The sequence below is a fragment of the Labrys sp. F242 genome (genome assembly GCF_057813875.1).
In genome coordinates, this window is sequence record NZ_JBVASG010000003.1 from 124286 (window position 1) to 142258 (window position 17973).

Genomic DNA, 17973 nt, shown 5'->3' on the forward strand with positions numbered 1-17973 from the left:
GGAGCGGCGCCCTGGTCTCAGATCAGGATCTCGGTTTTCGATGAAACCGGGATGATAGTCGACACGGAGACTTGCGCCGCCAGATCCTATTTCAAACGTGGGGTCGGCTCTGCCATGTCAAAACGAAAACCGCCTCCGTTACACGTGCAACGAAGGCGGGGAAAGCGTGGGCCGTGGGGCTCGCCGGGTCGGCTCAGGTCCGGGCGCTACCGGAGGATCGCAGGCGGTCGAGAGCGACGGCACCGATGATGACCAGGCCCTTGATGATGAACTGCCAGATGTCGGAGACGCCGATCAGGATCAGGCCGTTGGAGAGCACGGCGATGATCAGGGCGCCGATGAGTGTGCCCCAGATCGAGCCGATGCCGCCCACGAAGCTGGTGCCGCCGAGGATCACGGCGGCGATGGCGTCGAGTTCGTAGGATTGGCCGAGCTGCAGCCCGTTGGCGGCATAGAGCTTGGCGGCGGACATCGCCCCGCCCAGGCCCGCCAGCAGGCCGGATATGCCATAGACGATGAGCAGGATCGACCAGACCTTGATGCCCGACAGCCGCGAGGCCTCGGCATTGCCGCCGATGGCGTAGATGCGCAGCCCCAGTACGGTGCGGCGCAGGATCAGCCAGGACACCACCACCGTGGCGAGTGCGATCACCATCAGCCAGGGCACGCCCAGGAGCGTGCCATTGCCGATGAAGGCGAAGGGCAGGCTGGGATTGAAGATCGTCTTGTCCTCGCCGAACAGGCGGGCAAGGCCGCGCACCGCCGTCATCGAGCCGAGCGTGACGATGAAGGGCGGCAGGCGCATGAAGGCGATCAGCGCGCCGTTGACCAGGCCGAGCAGGCCGCCGGTCACCAGGGCCGCCACCAGCCCCATCATGCCCCAGCCCGGGATCAGCGAGACGATCAGGGCGATCATCGCCGAAGCGGCGAGCACCGAGCCGACCGACAGGTCGATGCCCCCGGTGAGGATGACGAAGGTCATGCCGGCGGCGAGCACGGTGTTGATCGAAGCCTGCTGGGCCACGATCGACAGATTGTTCCAGCTCATGAAGCGGCCGCTGGCCCAGGACAGGCCGCCCGATTCGACATAGCCCGACAAGAGTTGGAACAGGATGGCGATCAGCACGAGGGCGGGCAGCATGCCAAGGCCGCGCAGCGTGCCGGACAAAGCGAATTTGCGGCGGGCGGTATCTGCCGTGGAAGGGTTGGTGGATGTCATCGCACAGTCCTGCCTGTCTTGAGGGCCGTCTTGTCTTGCCGGTACGTTGTGGTGCCGCGTCGGGCAAAAGCCGGGTGCGTCATGCCGCGTCCTTTGCGGCTGAGGTCGCGATGGCCATGATGTTCTCCTGGCTGACCGCTTCGGTCTCGGCGCCGCCGAGTTCGCCGGCGATGTGACCTTCGCGCATCACGATGACGCGGTCGCAGATGCCGACGATCTCCGGCAGTTCGGACGAGATCACCGCCACGCCGACGCCCTCGCGGGCCAGCCGGTCGATCAGGCGGTAGATCTCCGATTTGGCGCCGATGTCGACGCCGCGGGTCGGCTCGTCCAGGATCAGCACGCGCGGCTTGGTCTCCAGCAGGCGCGAGAGCAGCACCTTCTGCTGGTTGCCGCCGGACAGGCCGCCCACCGGCGCGTCGGGCGAGGCGGTGCGGATGCCGGTGGCCTGGATCGCCTCGCCCGTGCGCTTGCGGCCCTTGGCGAGGTTGAGGAAGCCGCCGGCCAGGGCATCGCGGGCGATCACCCCCAGATTGATGTTCTCGGCCACCGACATGTCCAGCATCAGCCCGAGCAGCTTGCGGTCCTCGGTGAGATAGGCGATGCCGGCCTCGATTGCGTCCTGCGGCGAGCGGATGCCTACCTCCTTGCCATCGACCGCCACGGTGCCCGATATCTTCGCATCGGCGCCGTAGATCAGGCGGGCAAGCTCGGTGCGCCCCGCGCCGACCAGGCCGGCAATGCCGAGCACCTCGCCCTCGTGGATGTCGAAGGAGCAAGGCTGGATGCGCCTGCCATCGGCGATGTCGCGCACCGAAAAGATGATCCGGCCCCGGCTTTGATGAGCGTCGTGCTCCTTCTTGTAGAAGGAGGAGAGATCGCGCCCCACCATCATGCGCACCACCGCGGCGGGGTTGATCGCCTCGCGCTCCAGGGTGCCGACATAGGTGCCGTCGCGCAGCACCGAGACACGGTCGGAGAGCTCGTAGACCTCCTTCATGCGGTGGCTGATATAGACGATGGCCAGCCCCTCCTGCTTGAGCTGGCGCACCAGGGCGAACAGCCGCTCGGTCTCGCGCTCGGACAGGGTGGTGGTGGGTTCGTCCATGATCAGCACGCGCGAACGGGCATGGACGGCACGGGCGATCTCCACCAGCTGGCGTTCGGCGATGGAGAGCTCGGCCACCTTGTCGCGCGCAGTGAAGGTGGCGCCCAGGCGCTGCAGCACGCTTTCGACGCCGGCAATCATGGCGCCACGGTCGATCAGGCCGGCCCGGCTTGGTTCGCGGCCGAGATAGATGTTCTCGGCCACCGTGAGATTGGGAGCGAGGGCGAGCTCCTGGTAGATGATGGCGATCCCCAATTGCTTGGCCGCCATCGGGCCCGAGATCGCCACCTTCTGGCCGTCGATCAGAATTTCCGAGCCCTCATCCGGCACATAGGCGCCCGAGAGGATCTTCATCAGGGTCGATTTGCCGGCCCCGTTCTCGCCCATCAAGGCGTGGATCTCGCCCAGCTTGACGTCGAGCGAGACCCCCTTCAGCGCCTGGACCCGGCCGAATGTCTTGGAAACATTCCGCATTTCAAGGAAGGGATGCGTCTGGCCTGCGTTCATCCTGCCCCCGTTTTCATGCCGTTATTTCAGCAGTTGCACCAATGTTGCAGCTGTTCCCTGGCTTGCCAATGATTTTGACTGGATTTGGTAAGCGGCGACGAAGGCCGAGCTCTGGAGCGGGCTGCAAAAGCCTATGTCGAGCACGGCTCGAAGATCTCGAACGGCATGCCCTGATCGTCCACGCCGCCCGATGATCAAGGCGTGAGATCAAAGACTGATTCCCGGTCGATCAGGATGGTCGGCATCTCGACATCCCTTCCGGCTTCGCCGCCTTGGATCTGTCGAACCAGCAAATTGACGGCCACGCGCCCCATTTCGTGGATCGGGCGCTGTACCACCGAGATCGCCGGCGTCAGTGCGCCCGACCAGGGCGATTCATCGAAGCTGATGAGGGCGACATCTTTCCCGACCACCAAGTTCAGGGCCCGGCAGGCGGCCAGCACGCCAATGGCGATTTCCTCGCATGTCGCCAAAATCGCGGTGGGTCGCGGATCGGAGCGCAGAATCGTCGACGCCGAGTCGATGATCATCTGGGGATCGTTCGGCGTATAGCGCAGCCAGGCCTTCGGCAGGTCGAGGCCGGCCGCCTCCAGGGCATCGCGCGCGCCGAGAACGCGGTCGCGTGCGCTCGACACGGCCCCTCGCGGCTCGCTCTGCCGCTGCGAGGAGGCTGCCGCGGTCAGGACCACCAGGCCGATGCGCCTGTGTCCGCGGGCGATGAACAATTCCACGGCTTCTCGGGCCCCACCACGATCATCCGTTGTCACGGCACTGACCGAAAAATCCGCGATGCGGCGGTCGAGGAGCACCATCCGTCCCTCGCCCGCGCCGGCTTTTTGCAGATGCTCGTTGTGGTCGGGCGAGGACGGCACGACGATCATGCCGGCAACGCGCTTTTCCATCAGGGTCTGGACCGCCTCGATCTCGGTCTTGAGATCGTCGTCCGTATTCACGATCAGGGTCTGATAGCCCAGGGAGGCGCAGGTATCGATGATCGCCCGGGCGGCGCTGGCAAAGAATGAATTGCTGATGTCGGCAATGACGACGCCGATCACCTGGGTGCGGCCGGCCCGCATGGCCCGGGCCGCCTCGTTGAGCCGATAATTCAGCGTCCTGGCAGCCGCCGCGACGCGCTCCCGCGTCTCCTCGGTAACGAGGCCATAGCCGCCAAGAGCGCGAGCCGCAGTCGCGCGGGAAACCTTGGCAAGGCGTGCAACGTCCAGAAGGCGCGCGGGACGAGTAGCGCCGGACCGCGGGCTTTGCTCGTCGGTTTTCTTGTTTTGGGTCATGCCTCTACTTGGTGCAGGAGGCTTTCTTTGGCCAAATTGAAAAAGTATTTTTCTGTCGCGGAGGCTTGGGTACTACCTTTACGGCAGAAAGGCAAACCGTCTGCCTCCTTAAACGACTGATCCCGGCCGAGAAAGTTCAACCCGTCACCCATGCAGAGTTTCCCGGCAGGATCTACGGATAGGCTGCGTCGGGAAACTCCGCAAATGTTTGATATCTTGCAGGTTTCTCTTGATCGTGCCTGTGCGCGACCAAGAGAAACCTGCTTGGCAGCAAAGTTCGGAAATAGTCGGCCTTTTTTAAGTCATCGGATCGCCGTGATGGCATCGGATACGCCGCCGATACTGTTGCTGCCCTGAATGGCGGAGGCGACGGTGGCGAACCAGGACCTCGACCCTGCACGGGTCGTTTTCAATCGTTTTGGCTTGGGGCTCCGCCCCGGCGATCTGGCGAGGCTGGGCAGCGATCCGCATGCCGCCTTGCGGGCAGAACTGGTCAAACCCGATATTGCCCTGATCCCGATGGCAACGGATGCCGATCCCCTGCCGGGTAGCACCGCCGCCATCCAGGCAAGCATGGCCGCAACCATGCAGCGCAAGGCCGAGCGCATGACAGCGCCTGCGGGCGCGATGCAGATGGGCCCGGAAGGGATGTCCTCCGCACTCGCGGCCCCCGCCCCGCAGGGGCCGATAAAGCCGGAGCCGCCCATCGAGGCCCGGTTGCTGAAGGCGGAGGCACAGGCCCGTTTTGCCAAGGCGCTTAACGCGGAGATCGGGTTCGTCGAGCGGCTGGTCGCCTTCTGGTCCAATCATTTTTGTGTCTCGGTCGCCAAGGACAACATCGTGCGGGCGTCGGCAGGAGCCTTCGAGCGGGAGGCGATTCGCCCCTTCGTGCTGGGGCGCTTTGCCGACATGCTGGTCGCGGTCGAGCATCACCCGGCCATGCTCTATTATCTCGACAATCAGCAATCCGTCGGCCCTGACTCGCGGGCGGGACGCAACCGCAATCGCGGCCTGAACGAGAACCTAGCCCGCGAGATCCTCGAATTGCACACGCTTGGTGTCGGCAGCGGCTACAGCCAGGCCGACGTGACCGCCTTCGCGCGTATCCTCACCGGCTGGATGATTGCGGGGCGGGAGGGCCGCCTCGGCGAACCCGGCAGTGTCGTCTTCAACGCCAATGCGCATGAGCCCGGTGACCAGGTTTTCCTCGGCAAGACCTATCCGGCCGGCGGCATGGGCCAGGCGGAGGCCGTGCTCAACGATCTTGCACGCCATCCTGCCACGGCCCGGCACATTGCCATGAAGATCGCGCGCCATTTCATCGCGGACGACCCGCCGGCCCCGATGGTCGCGCGGCTGGCGGAGGTTTTCACCAAGACGGATGGCGATCTTCGCGCGCTCGCCATGGCGCTGGTCAACGCGCCGGAAGCCTGGTCGCAGCCGCTGGCGAAGATGCGCTCGCCATTCGATTTCGTTCTCGCCTTGCGCCGTGGCATCGGGCCCGGCCCGGAGGCGGATCCCGGCCAGACGCTGAACTGGCTGGCGCTGCTGGGAACACCCCTGTGGCAGCCGCCCGGCCCGAACGGCTTTCCCGACCTCGCCGATACGCAGGCCTCCCCGGCCGGCATGGCGATCCGCCTCGATATCGCCTGGCAGGCGGCGCGCCAGGCCAAGGGCATCGGCGAACCGGACGACCTGCTGGCCGCGCTCATCGGCCCGTCGGTGTCGGCGGAAACGCGCCAGGCCGTCGGCCGTGCCGAGTCGCGCCAGCAGGCGGTGGCACTGCTTTTGATGGCTCCCGAGTTCCAGAGGAGATAGCTCATGGAGACCGCGTCGGACACCCTGTGCGAGCGTCCGCATCCGTCCCGTCGTGCCGTCCTGCTCGGCAGTGGCGCCCTGTTTGCCTGGGCCTATCTGCCACGGTTCGCCCGGGCCGCCGAGGCGAGGGATCCGCGCCTGGTCGTGCTCGTGCTGCGCGGGGCGCTGGACGGGCTCTCGACCGTGGCGCCCGTCGGCGACCCCGATTATCATGGGTTGCACGGCGATATCGCCCTAGCCCTGGATGGGCCGCATCCGGCTCTGCTCCTGGATGGATTCTTCGCCCTCAATCCGGCCATGCCGACCTTTGCCCGCCTGTTCCAAGCCCGGCAGGCGCTGGTCGTGCATGCCGCCGCCACGGGCTATCGCGAGCGTTCCCACTTCGATGGTCAGGACGTGCTCGAGAGTGGCTTTCCGGGGCCGGGCCATACGGCGACGGGATGGCTCAATCGCGCCTTGGCCGATCTGCCCGCCGGCGAACGCATAGCGCCGCATGGCGGCCTCGCCGTCGGGCCGTCGACGCCTCTGGTGATGCGTGGCGCCGCGCCTGTGCTCGGCTGGGCGCCTCAGGTCCTGCCGGATGCGGGCGATGATCTGGCGGCGCGCCTGCTCGATCTCTACGACCATCGCGACCCGGCGCTGGCGATTGCTCTGCGCAGGGGGCTCGAGGCCGAGCGTCTAGCCGCCGGTGACGGCATGGGCATGACCAAGCGCAAGGGTGGGCTCGACAGCGCCGCCGGCATGCGGCAGGCCGCCGAAGGAGCGGCCCGGCTGATCGCAGCCGAGGACGGGCCGCGCCTCGCCGCCCTCGCTTTCGATGGCTGGGACACCCATGTCAACGAGGGTGGAGCGACAGGCCGGCTCGCCATGCTGCTCGGCGGCCTCGACGGTGCCTTCGCCGCGTTTGAGAGCGGCCTGGGGCAATACTGGAAGGATACGGTCGTGGTCGCCGTCACCGAATTCGGCCGCACAGCACGCATCAATGGCACCGAGGGGACCGATCATGGCACCGGCACGGTCATGCTGCTGGCGGGCGGTGCGGTAAAGGGAGGCCGCGTCGTCGCCGATTGGCCGGGCTTGAAACTGGCGCAGCTTCACGAAGGCCGTGACCTCCGGCCGACGACGGATGTTCGCAGCGTGCTGAAAGGGCTGCTGGCCGATCAGTTCGGCCTTTCACCCATGGCGCTGGGTTCGACCATTTTCCCGGATTCGCTTTCGGTTCGACCGATGGCCGGACTCGTCGCCTGAACAGACGAGGGCATGAATCCGCCAGCCCTTTTCTTCGGAATTGTGGCTAAATCTGACAGGGCTGCCACAGGAATTACTGATATGTTCAGAAGATATATTCAAAATAAACCATTGTTGTTCATGCGCCTTTAAGGTGGTGTGGGCTAATTTGTTGCCAATGCTGGGGTAGCCAAATCGGAGTTTCTATTGCAATGACGATGAAGATCTGCCTTTCAGCCGCGGTACTTTGTGCCATGACGGTCCTGGCGACGACACCGGCCTCCGCAGGCGACGGCCGTACCGGTGCTTTCGTCGGCGGCGCAGCCCTCGGCGCGGTCGGTGGTGTCCTGCTCGGCCAGGCGCTGGCCGACCGTCCCGCTCCGCCGCCACGGCCGGCGCCGGTGTATGAGCCGGCCCCGGTTGCCTATGATCCCTATGTCGACCGCCTTGATCGTCTGCATGCAGGCTGTGATAGGGGTGATCGTCGGGCCTGCGTCCAGTTCGGCGAAATGATCGGCGCCCATCGCGAGCGCGTGGCGGAATGGCGCCGCACGCATCCGGACTTCTTCGAGTGGGAATGATCCATAAAGAGGGAACAGGCAGGCCTTTCGGAAACGCCCGTTTCCCAATTGGCCCACGAAGCGAGGTGATGTTCAGCCTGCATGCTTCAGGGTGATCATGCAGGCGATGCCGGCGCTTACGGCAAGCGGTTGGTTGAGGCAGCGGATGGTGGCAAAGTTTTCGGTGACCACCCGCGCCTTGCCGATGTCTCCGTCGGAATCACCGCGCATCACGCCGAGATCGAGCGTGTCCTGCTCGATGTCGTAGTCGCTCTTCTGCGGCCCGATCGTGTGCAGCAGGCTTTCGAGATGGGCGGTAAAGTTGATGAGGTCCGCCGGGCTCGCGCGGTCGCCGATCAGGCCGATTGCATCGATCGCGTTACCGGCGAGGATGACTGTCATCGAGGTGGGCGAGCGGGACTCGCCGATCGAGCCGGTGATGTCGCTTCTCGGCGAGATCGTCGTCAGATATTCGGTGTCATCGAAGGTGCAGGCATAGGACTCGTCGTCCTTCCCACGACAGGCACGGATCGGATCCAGCCCGTCCCGGGCGAGGCGCGTATCGAAGAGGTCGATCAGGCGCCGCTCCGTCAGCGATGCGGATTGGGCGTGAGCGCTGCCAAACAGGGCGCTTAAGAAAAGGATGGATAACAGCAGGCGCATGGCCGTAGCGAACTCCGGCCCCCCGAAGGGGATTAAGCACCTGCCCCCTTAAACATTGATGAAAGCGGCCGAACGATGCCGCTTGTCAAAGGGCCCGGCCGCCTCAGGCGGCGCGGACTTCCTGCACCTCGGGCACGAAGTGGCGCAGCAGGTTCTGGATGCCGTTGCGCAGCGTCGCCGTGGAGGAGGGGCAGCCCGAGCAGGCCCCCTTCATGGCGAGATAGACCACGCCCTCGCGATAGCCGCGGAAGGTGATGTCGCCGCCATCGGCCGCCACTGCCGGTCGCACGCGGGTTTCGAGCAGGTCCTTGATGGTCTCGACGGTGTCTTCGTCGGCCTCGTCGAAGAACTCTTCGCCCTCATCCAGCGGCGCGACATCCGCGTTGAGGATGGGCACGCCGGACAGATAGTGCTCCATGATGGCGCCAAGCACGGCCGGCTTGAGGTGCTGCCATTCCGCGCCCGAGCGGGTGATGGTAATGAAGTCCGAGCCGAAGAACACGCCGGCGACGCCCTCGATCGAAAAGAGCTTCTGGGCCAGCGGCGATTGCGCGCCTTCGGCGGCATTCGTCATGTGCAGCGTGGTGCCCTCGGGCAGCACTTCGCGGCCGGGGAGGAATTTGAGGGTCGAGGGATTCGGCGTCGCCTCGGTCTGAATGAACATCTGTCTCTCCGCTCCAAATACCGGGTCCTAACGGAGCTCTCAAACCCGCGCCTTCGGGCGGGTTTGAGAGCTCCGCAGCATTTAAGTTCCAGCAAGGTTTCCTCGGTCGGAAGGGCGTTCCGACCGAGGAAACCTTGCTATGGCCGGTCAGGACGTTACGACTATAGGAGGAGCTGTGATTTGGGCGCAATGCCCTCCACCGCCTCCACCAGCCTGTCGAGGTCCTGGGCGCGCGACAGCCGGTGGTCGCCATCCTTGATCAGCGTCACCGTCACATCGTCCTCGGCCAGGCTCTCCACCAGCGTCATGGCATGCTGCCAGGGCACGTCCGGATCCTCCATCCCCTGTAAGATATGTACGGGGCAGCCGGTTTTCACCATGTTGCCGAGAAGAAGATGGCTGCGGCCTTCCTCGATCAGCGTCCGGGTGATCGGATAGGGCTCGGGCGAATATTCGGACGGGCGCAGCCAGGCGCCCTTGTCGAGGATCTCGCGCTTCACCGTGTCGGGGAATTGGTCCCACATCAATTTCTCGGTGAAGTCGGCGGCGGGGGCGATCAGCACCATGCCTGACGGCGCCAGCGGCGTACCGGCCAGAGCCCGTGCCACCAGCAGGGCGATCCAGCCGCCCATCGAGGAGCCGACCAGGATCGGCGGCGTCTTCACGCCCTCACGGATCACTGCCAGGGCGTCCTCGAGCCAGGAGCCGATGGTGCCGTCCTCGAAGCGCCCACCCGATTCGCCATGGCCGGAGTAATCGAATCGCGTCACGGCGCGATGGTGCCGCGCGCCCCAATCGGCAAGGAAACTTGCCTTGGTCGCCAGCATGTCGGAGCGGAAGCCGCCGAGCCACACCACATCCGGGCCGCGGCCGGGCTGATGGCGCCAGGCAATGCTGCGGCTGGACGGGCCTTCGCCGACGGTGATCATGGCGGGGTTGCTCGTCATCCGGTCACTTCCTTTTGCCCAAGCGTTTTGTGTTTTGTCGATTGCGGTCTGGCAGATTCGCCGAGAATCGCAAAGTCACCTCGACGTGGGGAGTTAGAGCAAGAAATTCCGTCGCAAAAACGCTGCTTTGCCTCTGTGTAAGGTAGCTGTTTGCGAAAAATATACCGGGCAGGCCGGAAATTCCCGCACAGCATCACCTTTCATTTAGAACATGGGGCGCTCTATAGAGTCTGTGATGGACCATGGTCCATAGTCGTTATCGTGAAGAAGCCAGCCGGAACAGCCAGCGCCCATGTCTGATATCTCGTCCAAAGCTCGCCCAATCGGCCGTCGGCCGAAGGAGGAACGCTTTGCCGGCATCACGGTGCTGCAGATCATTCCGGCCCTGGATGCGGGCGGGGCCGAGCGTACCACCATCGATATCGCCGATGCGCTGACGCGGGCGGGTGCCCGTGCCTTGGTCGCTACCGAGGGTGGCCGGCTGGTCGGCGAACTGCAGGCGCGCGGCGGCCTTTGGATCCCGTTCAATGCCTCGACCAAGAATCCGCTGCGCATCTGGGGCAATGCCCGGCGGCTCGAACGCCTGGTGCGCGAGGAGAAGGTCGACCTCATCCATGCCCGGTCGCGGGCGCCGGCCTGGTCGGCGCGCCTCGCCACCAAGAAACTCAGCCTGCCATTCGTCACCACCTATCATGGTGCCTATTCGGCGACTTCCGAGCTGAAGAAGCGCTATAATGGCGTGATGGCGCAAGCGGACGTGGTCATCGCGAATTCCAACTTCACTGCCGCCACCATCAAGGCGAACTGGCCGGAGGCCGCCGAACGACTGCGCGTGATTCACCGCGGCACCGACCTGACGGCCTTCACCCCTTCCGCCGTGTCGTTCGAGCGTGTCGAGGCGCTACGCCGGGCCTGGAACGTGGCGCCGCATCAGCGCATCGTGCTGCTGCCCGGCCGGCTCACCGGCTGGAAGGGCCAGCGCGTGCTGATCGATGCCGCGGCCATTCTCAAGCAGAAGGGCATCGAGGACACGGTTTTCGTGCTGGCGGGCGATGCCCAGGGCCGGGATGGCTATGTGGCCGAGCTCGAGGCGCGCATCGCCGAGCGCGGCCTCAAGGGGTTGGTGCTGCGCGTCGGCCATTGCAGCGACATGCCGGCCGCCTATCTCTCCGCCGCGGCGGTCGCCATTCCTTCCACCAGCCCCGAGGCTTTCGGACGCACGGCGGTCGAGGCGCAGGCCATGGGCTGTCCGGTGGTGGTGGCCGATCATGGCGCCACCTCCGAAACGGTGTTGGCCCCGCCCGAGATCGTCGGCAATCTGCGCACGGGCTGGCGCACGCCGGTGGGGGACGCCGAGGCCCTGGCGGAGGCCCTGCACGAGGCCCTGACCCTGGGCGCCTCCGCCCGGGACGGTCTGGCGGCGCGGGCGCGCGCGCATGTCGAGGCGCATTTCTCGCTGGATGTGATGTGCAACGCCACGCTCGACGCCTATGCCGAACTTCTGGTTCGGAGTCGCAGACTCAAAGACGAGTAGGCGAGAAGCCTGGACGAGCAGGCGAGAAGCCTGGAAATATCTGCCTCATTGCCGATCCGTGACAGTCTATCGAGCTGATTTGTGATCTAAAAATCACGCCGTCGGCCATGAAAGCGTTGACTTCCGGTCGCTTCGGCAACATCTTCCCGCAATCCGGGCGCGGGCTTCGACGCGAAGCCGACAGTTTGCCCAAATCAATTCAATGGTAGAGGAGTTTACCGCCATTCGTCGCCCTATGAGGACAAACGCACCGGTCGTGAAGGACGGTCCGCGCATCAATGAGGAGATTCGGAACCGCGAAGTCATGCTGATCGATCAGGACGGGCAGAACCGCGGTGCCACCGACACCAGGGCGGCGATCGCCATGGCCTTTGAAATCGGGCTGGACCTTGTCGAAGTGGCCGCCAATGCCGAGCCGCCGGTCTGCAAGATCATGGACTACGGCAAGTTCAAGTTCAACGAACAGAAGAAGGCCGCCGAGGCCCGCAAGAATCAGAAGACGGTCGAGATCAAGGAGATCAAGCTCCGCCCGGCCATCGACGATCATGACTATGACGTCAAGATGAAGGCGATGAGGCGCTTCTTCGAGGAAGGCGACAAGGTCAAGGTCACCCTGCGCTTCCGCGGTCGCGAAATGGCGCATCAGGAGATCGGTTACCGCCTGCTCAATCGCGTCAAGGACGATACGGGCCTGATCGCCAAGGTGGAATCCGATGCCTCGCTCGAAGGCCGTCAGATGGTGATGGTTCTGGCTCCACGCTGATCGGGCTAGGGCAAAGCGCGTTCCACGGCGGAACGCTTGTTTTGCCCTGGCTTCCTGTTTCCAAGCCAATCCAGAGGATTGGCTGAAGCATCGCTGCGATGCTGGCTGAACTCGTCCAATCGCAAAACGCTTTGGTTCGTTCGGCTTTTTGATGTGCAGGCCCGGAAGGCGGTTCCGGGCCGCCATTGTCATGCCATCTTCCAGGCACAGGAACGGATCAGTCATCTGTTTCCTGTCGTCCAATGGCGCGTTTCATTACCCTACGGCGTCTCGCTGTCCTGATCTTGCTGGCAGCAACCGGCGTCTTCCTCGACGCCAAGGTCCTGCCGCGCTGGTTTCCGCAGGCTTTCGGTGGAGTCTGGGGTGGATTGGCCGCGCCCGATAATGTCAATGTGCCCGCATCCCTGCGCGATCTCCCGGTTGTCCTGACCAAGGGCAGGCGAGAGGACGGCCCTGTCGCGATCCTGCTGTCGGGCAATGGCGGCTGGTGGGGTATCGATGATGGCATAGCCGAAGGGCTCGCCCGCGCCGGCGTGACCACGATCGGCCTGAACAGTCTGGCCTATTTCATCCATCGGCGTTCTCCCGAGGAAGTTGCGGCCACGATCGACAGGATGGCGGCGTCGCTTGGGGCCGACAGGCCGATCATCCTGGTGGGCTATTCCTTCGGTGCCGATATCGCGGCTACGGTCTATTCACACCTTTCCGACGATCTGCATGCGCGCATTCGCCAGGTCTCGCTGCTCGGCCTCTCGCGGGAGGCCGACTATGCCGTCGGCTTCATGAAGGTCGCCGGCGGGCGCAGGGCGACGATCCCGGCTGTCGCGGCGATCGACGGCCCTCATATCCAGTGCTTCCATGGTGTTGACGAAGGCTTGCGTTCGGGCTGCAACGATGTCGATGCCGGGACGGTGCAGGTGATCGAGTTGCCGGGCGGGCATCATTTCGACGGCGACTATGACGCGATCGCCAAGCGCATCCTCGAAGGCGTGCCCTTGCCTCATCCCAGCGATCCGATTCGCTACGCGGGCATGGACAGATTCGCCTGGTTGGCCCATCCGGTTGGAACGCAGGAGCGGACGGAGCCGCGCTGAAACGATTGAATCCCCCGATGGCGCTATTTATGTGTGGGGTGGTCGCGGTGCTTTTCGGTAAGCCCGGCAGAATCGCAAACGCCCTATTGGCCTCACGCGGATCGATCCATGTCCACCACCCTCGTCGGCAAGCGCATCCTTCTGATCATCGGCGGCGGCATCGCCGCCTATAAGGGCCTCGAGCTGATCCGGCGCCTGCGCGAACGTGGCGCCGATGTGCGGGCCATCCTCACCAAGGCCGGCGAAGCCTTCGTCACGCCGCTCTCCGTCTCCGCGCTCACCGGCGACAAGGTCTATACCGACCTGTTCTCGCTGACGGACGAAGCCGAGATGGGGCATATCGAAATGTCGCGCGATGCCGATCTTCTAGTGGTGGCGCCGGCGACAGCCGACCTCCTCGCCAAGATGGCGCAGGGCCAGGCCAATGATCTCGCATCCACCACGCTGCTGGCCACCGACAAGCGCGTGCTGGTCGCCCCTGCCATGAATGTGCGCATGTGGCTGCATCCGGCGACCCAGCGCAACATTGCCCAGTTGCGCGAGGACGGCGTGCTCTTCGTCGGTCCCAATGATGGCGAGATGGCCTGCGGGGAATACGGGCCGGGACGCCTGGCCGAACCGCTGGAAATCGTCGCGGCGATCGAGAAGGCCCTGGCGGGGCCGACCTTCATTCCGCTGCCGGGCTCGGTGAGCGCCGATACACGGCTGCTCCCGGCCCTGCCGCTCGCCGGCAAACATGTGCTGGTGACGGCCGGGCCGACGCATGAGCCGATCGATCCCGTGCGCTACATCGCCAATCGTTCCTCCGGCAAGCAGGGTTATGCCATTGCGGCGGCTGCCCTGGCTGCCGGGGCTCGCGTCACCCTGGTTTCGGGACCGGTTTCGCTTCTGCCGCCGCCGGGGGTGAATCTGGTGCCCGTGGAAACGGCGCGCGAGATGCTGGAGGCTGTCAGGACTGCCATGCCGGCCAATATCGGCATCTTTGCGGCGGCGGTGGCCGATTGGCGCGTGGCCGATGCCGGCGCGCAGAAGATCAAGAAGGGCGCAGAGGGCACGCCGAGCTTCTCGCTGGTGGAAAATCCCGACATCCTGGCCACCATCGCCCAGGACAAGGCGCGCCGACCGTCCCTGGTCGTCGGCTTTGCGGCGGAGACCGAACATGTCGTCGAGCATGCCAAGGCCAAGCTCGCCCGCAAGGGCTGCGATCTCATCGTCGCCAACGACGTCTCGCCCGAAAGCGGCGTGATGGGCGGAGACCGCAACCGCGTTCATCTGGTCTCGGCCTCGGGCGTCGAGACCTGGCCCGACATGGACAAGGATGCGGTTGCCCGGGCCCTGATGGCTCGCTTTGGCGAATTGGCCAGTGCCACGGCGTGACCGGGGCCGAGTCTTCGGGGCCTGACCGAAAAATCGGGGGAACCTCGACTTTTTGTCATCACCGGGCTTGTCCCGGTGATCCAGCGGCCCCAGTCTCGATGGGTTTGCGGTATCTGGATGCCCGGGACGAGCCCCGGCATGACAAAGGTGGAGCTATTCCGGGCCGTGTTGCGAGTTTTGAGACAGGCTCTTCAGACCCGCCTACGCCATCACCTGTCCCCACGATTTTGAAACAGGCGGGTCTGGAGACCCGCCCTCTATGCAGGATTGCCATGACCCTGACCATTCCCGTCAAGAAACTCCCCCATGCCGGCGACCTGCCGCTGCCTGCTTATCAGAGCGAGGGAGCGGCGGGTCTCGACCTGCCGGCCGCGCTGGGCCCGGGGGAAACCTTGGTTCTTGCACCGATGATGCGTGCTCTGGTGCCGACCGGGCTGGTTTTCCAAATTCCACAGGGCTATGAAGGACAAGTGCGCCCACGTTCCGGATTGGCTGTGAAAAGCGGAATTACCGTTTTGAACGCACCTGGTACGATAGACGCCGATTATCGCGGTGAGATTAAAGTCGCCCTGATCAATCTGAGTGTAGAATCCTTCGCCATCACCCATGGCATGCGAATCGCCCAGTTGGTCATTGCACCGGTGACGTTGTCTGTCCTGGTCGAAACGGCGGAAGTCGATTCGACCGTTCGCGGCAGCGGCGGCTTCGGTTCGACGGGCACCGCAACGTGATCTAGAGCAAAGTGCGATTCTGCGAATCGCATTTCGCCCTAACTCTTTGTTTTGACGCATTTTCTTGATCGAAGAGTCTGTCGCCTCTTCTGGAAAATGCGTCAGGGACCGTATCAGGGGGTCGACATGCAATTGCTTTCGCGCCGTTCCTTGCTTGGCCTCGCCGCCGTGGTCGATATCGCCCACCATTCGAGGCCGACGCCGGTCGCCGCCAAGGCTCTTGCTTCCCGGCATGCCTTGCCGCCGCGCCATCTGGAAACCTTGCTGCAGACCCTGGTGCGCCACAATATTCTCAAGGGCGTGCGCGGTCCGCGCGGTGGTTATGAGCTGGCGCGCGAGCGGCGGCGCATCAGCGTCGGCGATATCGTGCGCGCGGCGATGACGGATGCCGCTGGAGAGGACGACCCGGCGCCGGTCTCGACCCTGGTCGATCAGGTCATCGCGCCGGCCGTCAACCAGGCCTCGCAATCCTTCCTGGCCGAACTCGACCAGATCACCGTCGAGGACCTCTGCCGGGATGCCGAGCGCAAGCATGTCTTTGGCGGCACGCCCGCCAATATCGACTTTGCGATTTGAAGGCTCGATTTGAAGATTTGGTCATCTAAAAAACATTATGGATCTGTAATTCAACATTAACCTCGACATTTTCGTGGATTAATGTTGAATTCCAGCCGCTTTCAATCAAGGACGTTCCTCATGGCGAATGCCAATCATGTGCCCGGCCGCGGCCGCATCTACCAGTCGATCACCGAGACCATCGGCGACACCCCGCTGGTGCAGCTCAACCGGCTGGCCAAGGCCAAGAACGTCAAGGCACGCATCCTCGCCAAGCTCGAATTCTTCAATCCGATCGCCAGCGTCAAGGATCGCATCGGCGTCAGCATGATCGACGCACTGGAGAAGGCCGGCCACCTCAAGCCGGATACCGTGCTGGTCGAGCCGACCTCCGGCAATACCGGCATCGCGCTCGCCTTCGTCGCCGCCGCCCGTGGCTATCGCCTGATCCTGGTCATGCCGGAATCGATGTCGATCGAGCGGCGCAAGATGCTCGCATTGCTCGGCGCCGAACTAGTCCTCACCCCGGCTGCCCAAGGCATGCGCGGTGCTGTCGCCAAGGCCGAGGAGATCGTCAAGGAACTGCCGAGCGCCATCATTCCCCAGCAGTTCCGCAATCCGGCCAATCCCGAGATCCACCGCCTTACCACGGCGGAAGAGATCTGGAACGACACCAAGGGCGACATCGACTATTTCGTCTCGGGCGTGGGCACTGGCGGCACCATCAGCGGCGTCGGCCAGGTGCTGAAGCCGCGCAAGCCCGACCTCAAGATCGTGGCGGTGGAGCCGGAAGATTCCCCGGTGCTGTCGGGCGGCCAGCCCGGTCCCCACAAGATCCAGGGCATCGGCGCCGGCTTCGTACCGGATGTGCTGGACCGTTCGGTGATCGATGACATCATCACCGTCGGCAACCAGACCTCCTTCGACACCGCCCGCCTGCTCGCCCGCATCGAGGGCATCCCCTGCGGTATCTCGTCCGGCGCGGCCGTCGCGGCGGCGCTGGAACTGGCTGCTCGCCCCGGCATGGACAACAAGTCCATCGTGGTGATCGTGCCCTCCTTCGCCGAGCGCTACATTTCGAGCGCCCTGTTCGAAGGGTTGTAAGGCAATACTGGCTACTCCGGCTTTCAAGAGGCCCAAGAGGCCTTTGACAGAAAAACACCCCGTCCAACTGGCCGGGGTGTTTGTTTTTAAAGCCGGACGAAAGCCGGTGGCCTCAGGATCGGCGGTCAGATCCAGCTATCGTCGCTGCCGCCGGAATCATCCGAGCCGTAATCGCCATCGTCGTCATCATCCGAATCGTAGCTGGCGTCACGCACATTGTCGTCGCTGTCGCGGCCCTTGTCGGCGTTTTCGTTGATGACGGTCTCGTTGATGGTGGTGTTGCCGCCGCCGCCAAACGGGCTCGAGCCGCCGCCGAGCAGGCCGCCGCCACCGCCGAACATCGAGCGCACGCCCTCGAACAGCAGCGCGCCGCCGGCGACACCGGCCGCCGTCTGCAGGGCGCCCTGCAGGAAACCGCCGCCGCGCGCGGGTTCGGCCTGCTGCGGCGGAACCTGTTGCTGCTGAGCCTGGTTGCGCTGGCCACCGAAGCCCTGCAAGGCCGAGCCGGCGCGCTCGATGAAGGATTGTGGCTGCTCGGGCGGCTGCGGTGCTTGCTGCGGCTGCTGCGCGGCGGCTTCCGCAGCCTGGACCTTGGCATGAGCCTCGCGCAAGGCGTGGTCCTGCACCAGGACGGTCTGCACCAGGGCATAGGCGGCGCCCGGTGAGCGGGCCATTTCGGCCGCGATCGCGGTTTCGGCCTCGGCGTCGCGCCCCGTCGTCGGGGCGGAACTGCGCAGGCGATTGAACAGGTCCTCGATGAGGGCTTTTTCGTTGGGGGTCATCCTGACTCTCCTTCGCGGCTGCGTCCTGAGG

17 protein-coding genes are annotated in these 17973 nt (G+C 64.6%); 10 read left to right on the plus strand and 7 right to left on the minus strand.

Going from position 1 to position 17973, the window contains the following annotated elements; translation table 11 throughout:
• Positions 1-193: 193 nt before the first annotated feature.
• From ACZYTC_RS20270 to ACZYTC_RS20280, 3 genes are all read right to left on the minus strand, one after another.
• On the minus strand, positions 194-1219 hold the full coding sequence (locus ACZYTC_RS20270; protein WP_434958706.1) for an ABC transporter permease subunit: 1026 nt from the start codon (positions 1217-1219) through the stop codon (positions 194-196).
• A 79-nt stretch (positions 1220-1298) separates the two neighbouring features.
• Positions 1299-2834 (minus strand): sugar ABC transporter ATP-binding protein, encoded by a 1536-nt coding sequence (locus tag ACZYTC_RS20275; protein WP_434958705.1) that lies wholly within the window; start codon positions 2832-2834, stop codon positions 1299-1301.
• A 194-nt stretch (positions 2835-3028) separates the two neighbouring features.
• Positions 3029-4123: a LacI family DNA-binding transcriptional regulator gene (locus tag ACZYTC_RS20280; RefSeq protein WP_488990398.1), complete on the minus strand. Its 1095-nt coding sequence runs from the start codon at positions 4121-4123 to the stop codon at positions 3029-3031.
• Positions 4124-4480: 357 nt separating this feature from the next.
• On the opposite strand from ACZYTC_RS20280, the gene ACZYTC_RS20285 reads away from it, so the two are divergent.
• From ACZYTC_RS20285 to ACZYTC_RS20295, 3 genes are all read left to right on the plus strand, one after another.
• Positions 4481-5941 carry a DUF1800 domain-containing protein gene (locus tag ACZYTC_RS20285; RefSeq protein WP_488990399.1) on the plus strand — a complete coding sequence of 487 codons (1461 nt, stop codon included), beginning with the start codon at positions 4481-4483 and terminating at the stop codon, positions 5939-5941.
• 3 nt (positions 5942-5944) lie between these two features.
• Positions 5945-7189: a DUF1501 domain-containing protein gene (locus ACZYTC_RS20290; RefSeq protein ID WP_488990400.1), complete on the plus strand. Its 1245-nt coding sequence runs from the start codon at positions 5945-5947 to the stop codon at positions 7187-7189.
• A gap of 191 nt (positions 7190-7380) precedes the next feature.
• Complete coding sequence (locus ACZYTC_RS20295; RefSeq protein WP_488990401.1) at positions 7381-7749, plus strand: hypothetical protein; 369 nt, start codon at positions 7381-7383, stop codon at positions 7747-7749.
• Positions 7750-7821: 72 nt separating this feature from the next.
• On the opposite strand, the gene ACZYTC_RS20300 is transcribed toward ACZYTC_RS20295, so the two are convergent.
• The 3 genes from ACZYTC_RS20300 to ACZYTC_RS20310 all read right to left on the minus strand — a co-directional run bounded on the left by ACZYTC_RS20300 (position 7822) and on the right by ACZYTC_RS20310 (position 10002).
• Positions 7822-8391, minus strand: coding sequence for a hypothetical protein (locus ACZYTC_RS20300; RefSeq protein ID WP_488990402.1), 570 nt, complete (start codon positions 8389-8391; stop codon positions 7822-7824).
• 103 nt (positions 8392-8494) lie between these two features.
• Positions 8495-9055, minus strand: coding sequence for a NifU family protein (locus ACZYTC_RS20305; RefSeq protein WP_434958699.1), 561 nt, complete (start codon positions 9053-9055; stop codon positions 8495-8497).
• Between the two features lie 161 nt (positions 9056-9216).
• Positions 9217-10002 (minus strand): alpha/beta hydrolase, encoded by a 786-nt coding sequence (locus tag ACZYTC_RS20310; protein WP_488990403.1) that lies wholly within the window; start codon positions 10000-10002, stop codon positions 9217-9219.
• A gap of 292 nt (positions 10003-10294) precedes the next feature.
• Here ACZYTC_RS20310 and ACZYTC_RS20315 point away from each other — a divergent pair, with 292 nt between their 5' ends.
• The 7 genes from ACZYTC_RS20315 to cysK all read left to right on the plus strand — a co-directional run bounded on the left by ACZYTC_RS20315 (position 10295) and on the right by cysK (position 17160).
• Positions 10295-11536 carry a glycosyltransferase family 4 protein gene (locus ACZYTC_RS20315; RefSeq protein WP_434958697.1) on the plus strand — a complete coding sequence of 414 codons (1242 nt, stop codon included), beginning with the start codon at positions 10295-10297 and terminating at the stop codon, positions 11534-11536.
• Positions 11537-11759: 223 nt separating this feature from the next.
• On the plus strand, positions 11760-12299 hold the full coding sequence (gene infC, locus ACZYTC_RS20320) for a translation initiation factor IF-3 (protein WP_434959728.1): 540 nt from the start codon (positions 11760-11762) through the stop codon (positions 12297-12299).
• A 242-nt stretch (positions 12300-12541) separates the two neighbouring features.
• Positions 12542-13393, plus strand: a complete 852-nt coding sequence (locus tag ACZYTC_RS20325) for an AcvB/VirJ family lysyl-phosphatidylglycerol hydrolase (protein WP_488990404.1) — start codon at positions 12542-12544, stop codon at positions 13391-13393.
• Positions 13394-13501: 108 nt separating this feature from the next.
• Positions 13502-14770 (plus strand): bifunctional phosphopantothenoylcysteine decarboxylase/phosphopantothenate--cysteine ligase CoaBC, encoded by a 1269-nt coding sequence (gene coaBC / locus ACZYTC_RS20330; RefSeq protein ID WP_488990405.1) that lies wholly within the window; start codon positions 13502-13504, stop codon positions 14768-14770.
• Positions 14771-15042: 272 nt separating this feature from the next.
• Complete coding sequence (dut, locus tag ACZYTC_RS20335; RefSeq protein WP_187829545.1) at positions 15043-15501, plus strand: dUTP diphosphatase; 459 nt, start codon at positions 15043-15045, stop codon at positions 15499-15501.
• A 126-nt stretch (positions 15502-15627) separates the two neighbouring features.
• The gene (locus ACZYTC_RS20340) at positions 15628-16077 is read left to right on the plus strand and encodes an RrF2 family transcriptional regulator (protein WP_311939813.1); all 450 of its coding nucleotides are present in this window, start codon (positions 15628-15630) and stop codon (positions 16075-16077) included.
• A 120-nt stretch (positions 16078-16197) separates the two neighbouring features.
• Positions 16198-17160 (plus strand): cysteine synthase A, encoded by a 963-nt coding sequence (gene cysK / locus ACZYTC_RS20345; RefSeq protein ID WP_434958694.1) that lies wholly within the window; start codon positions 16198-16200, stop codon positions 17158-17160.
• A gap of 125 nt (positions 17161-17285) precedes the next feature.
• Here cysK and ACZYTC_RS20350 read toward each other — a convergent pair whose 3' ends face one another.
• Positions 17286-17942 carry a DUF2076 domain-containing protein gene (locus ACZYTC_RS20350; protein WP_488990406.1) on the minus strand — a complete coding sequence of 219 codons (657 nt, stop codon included), beginning with the start codon at positions 17940-17942 and terminating at the stop codon, positions 17286-17288.
• Between the last annotated feature and the right edge of the window lie 31 nt (positions 17943-17973).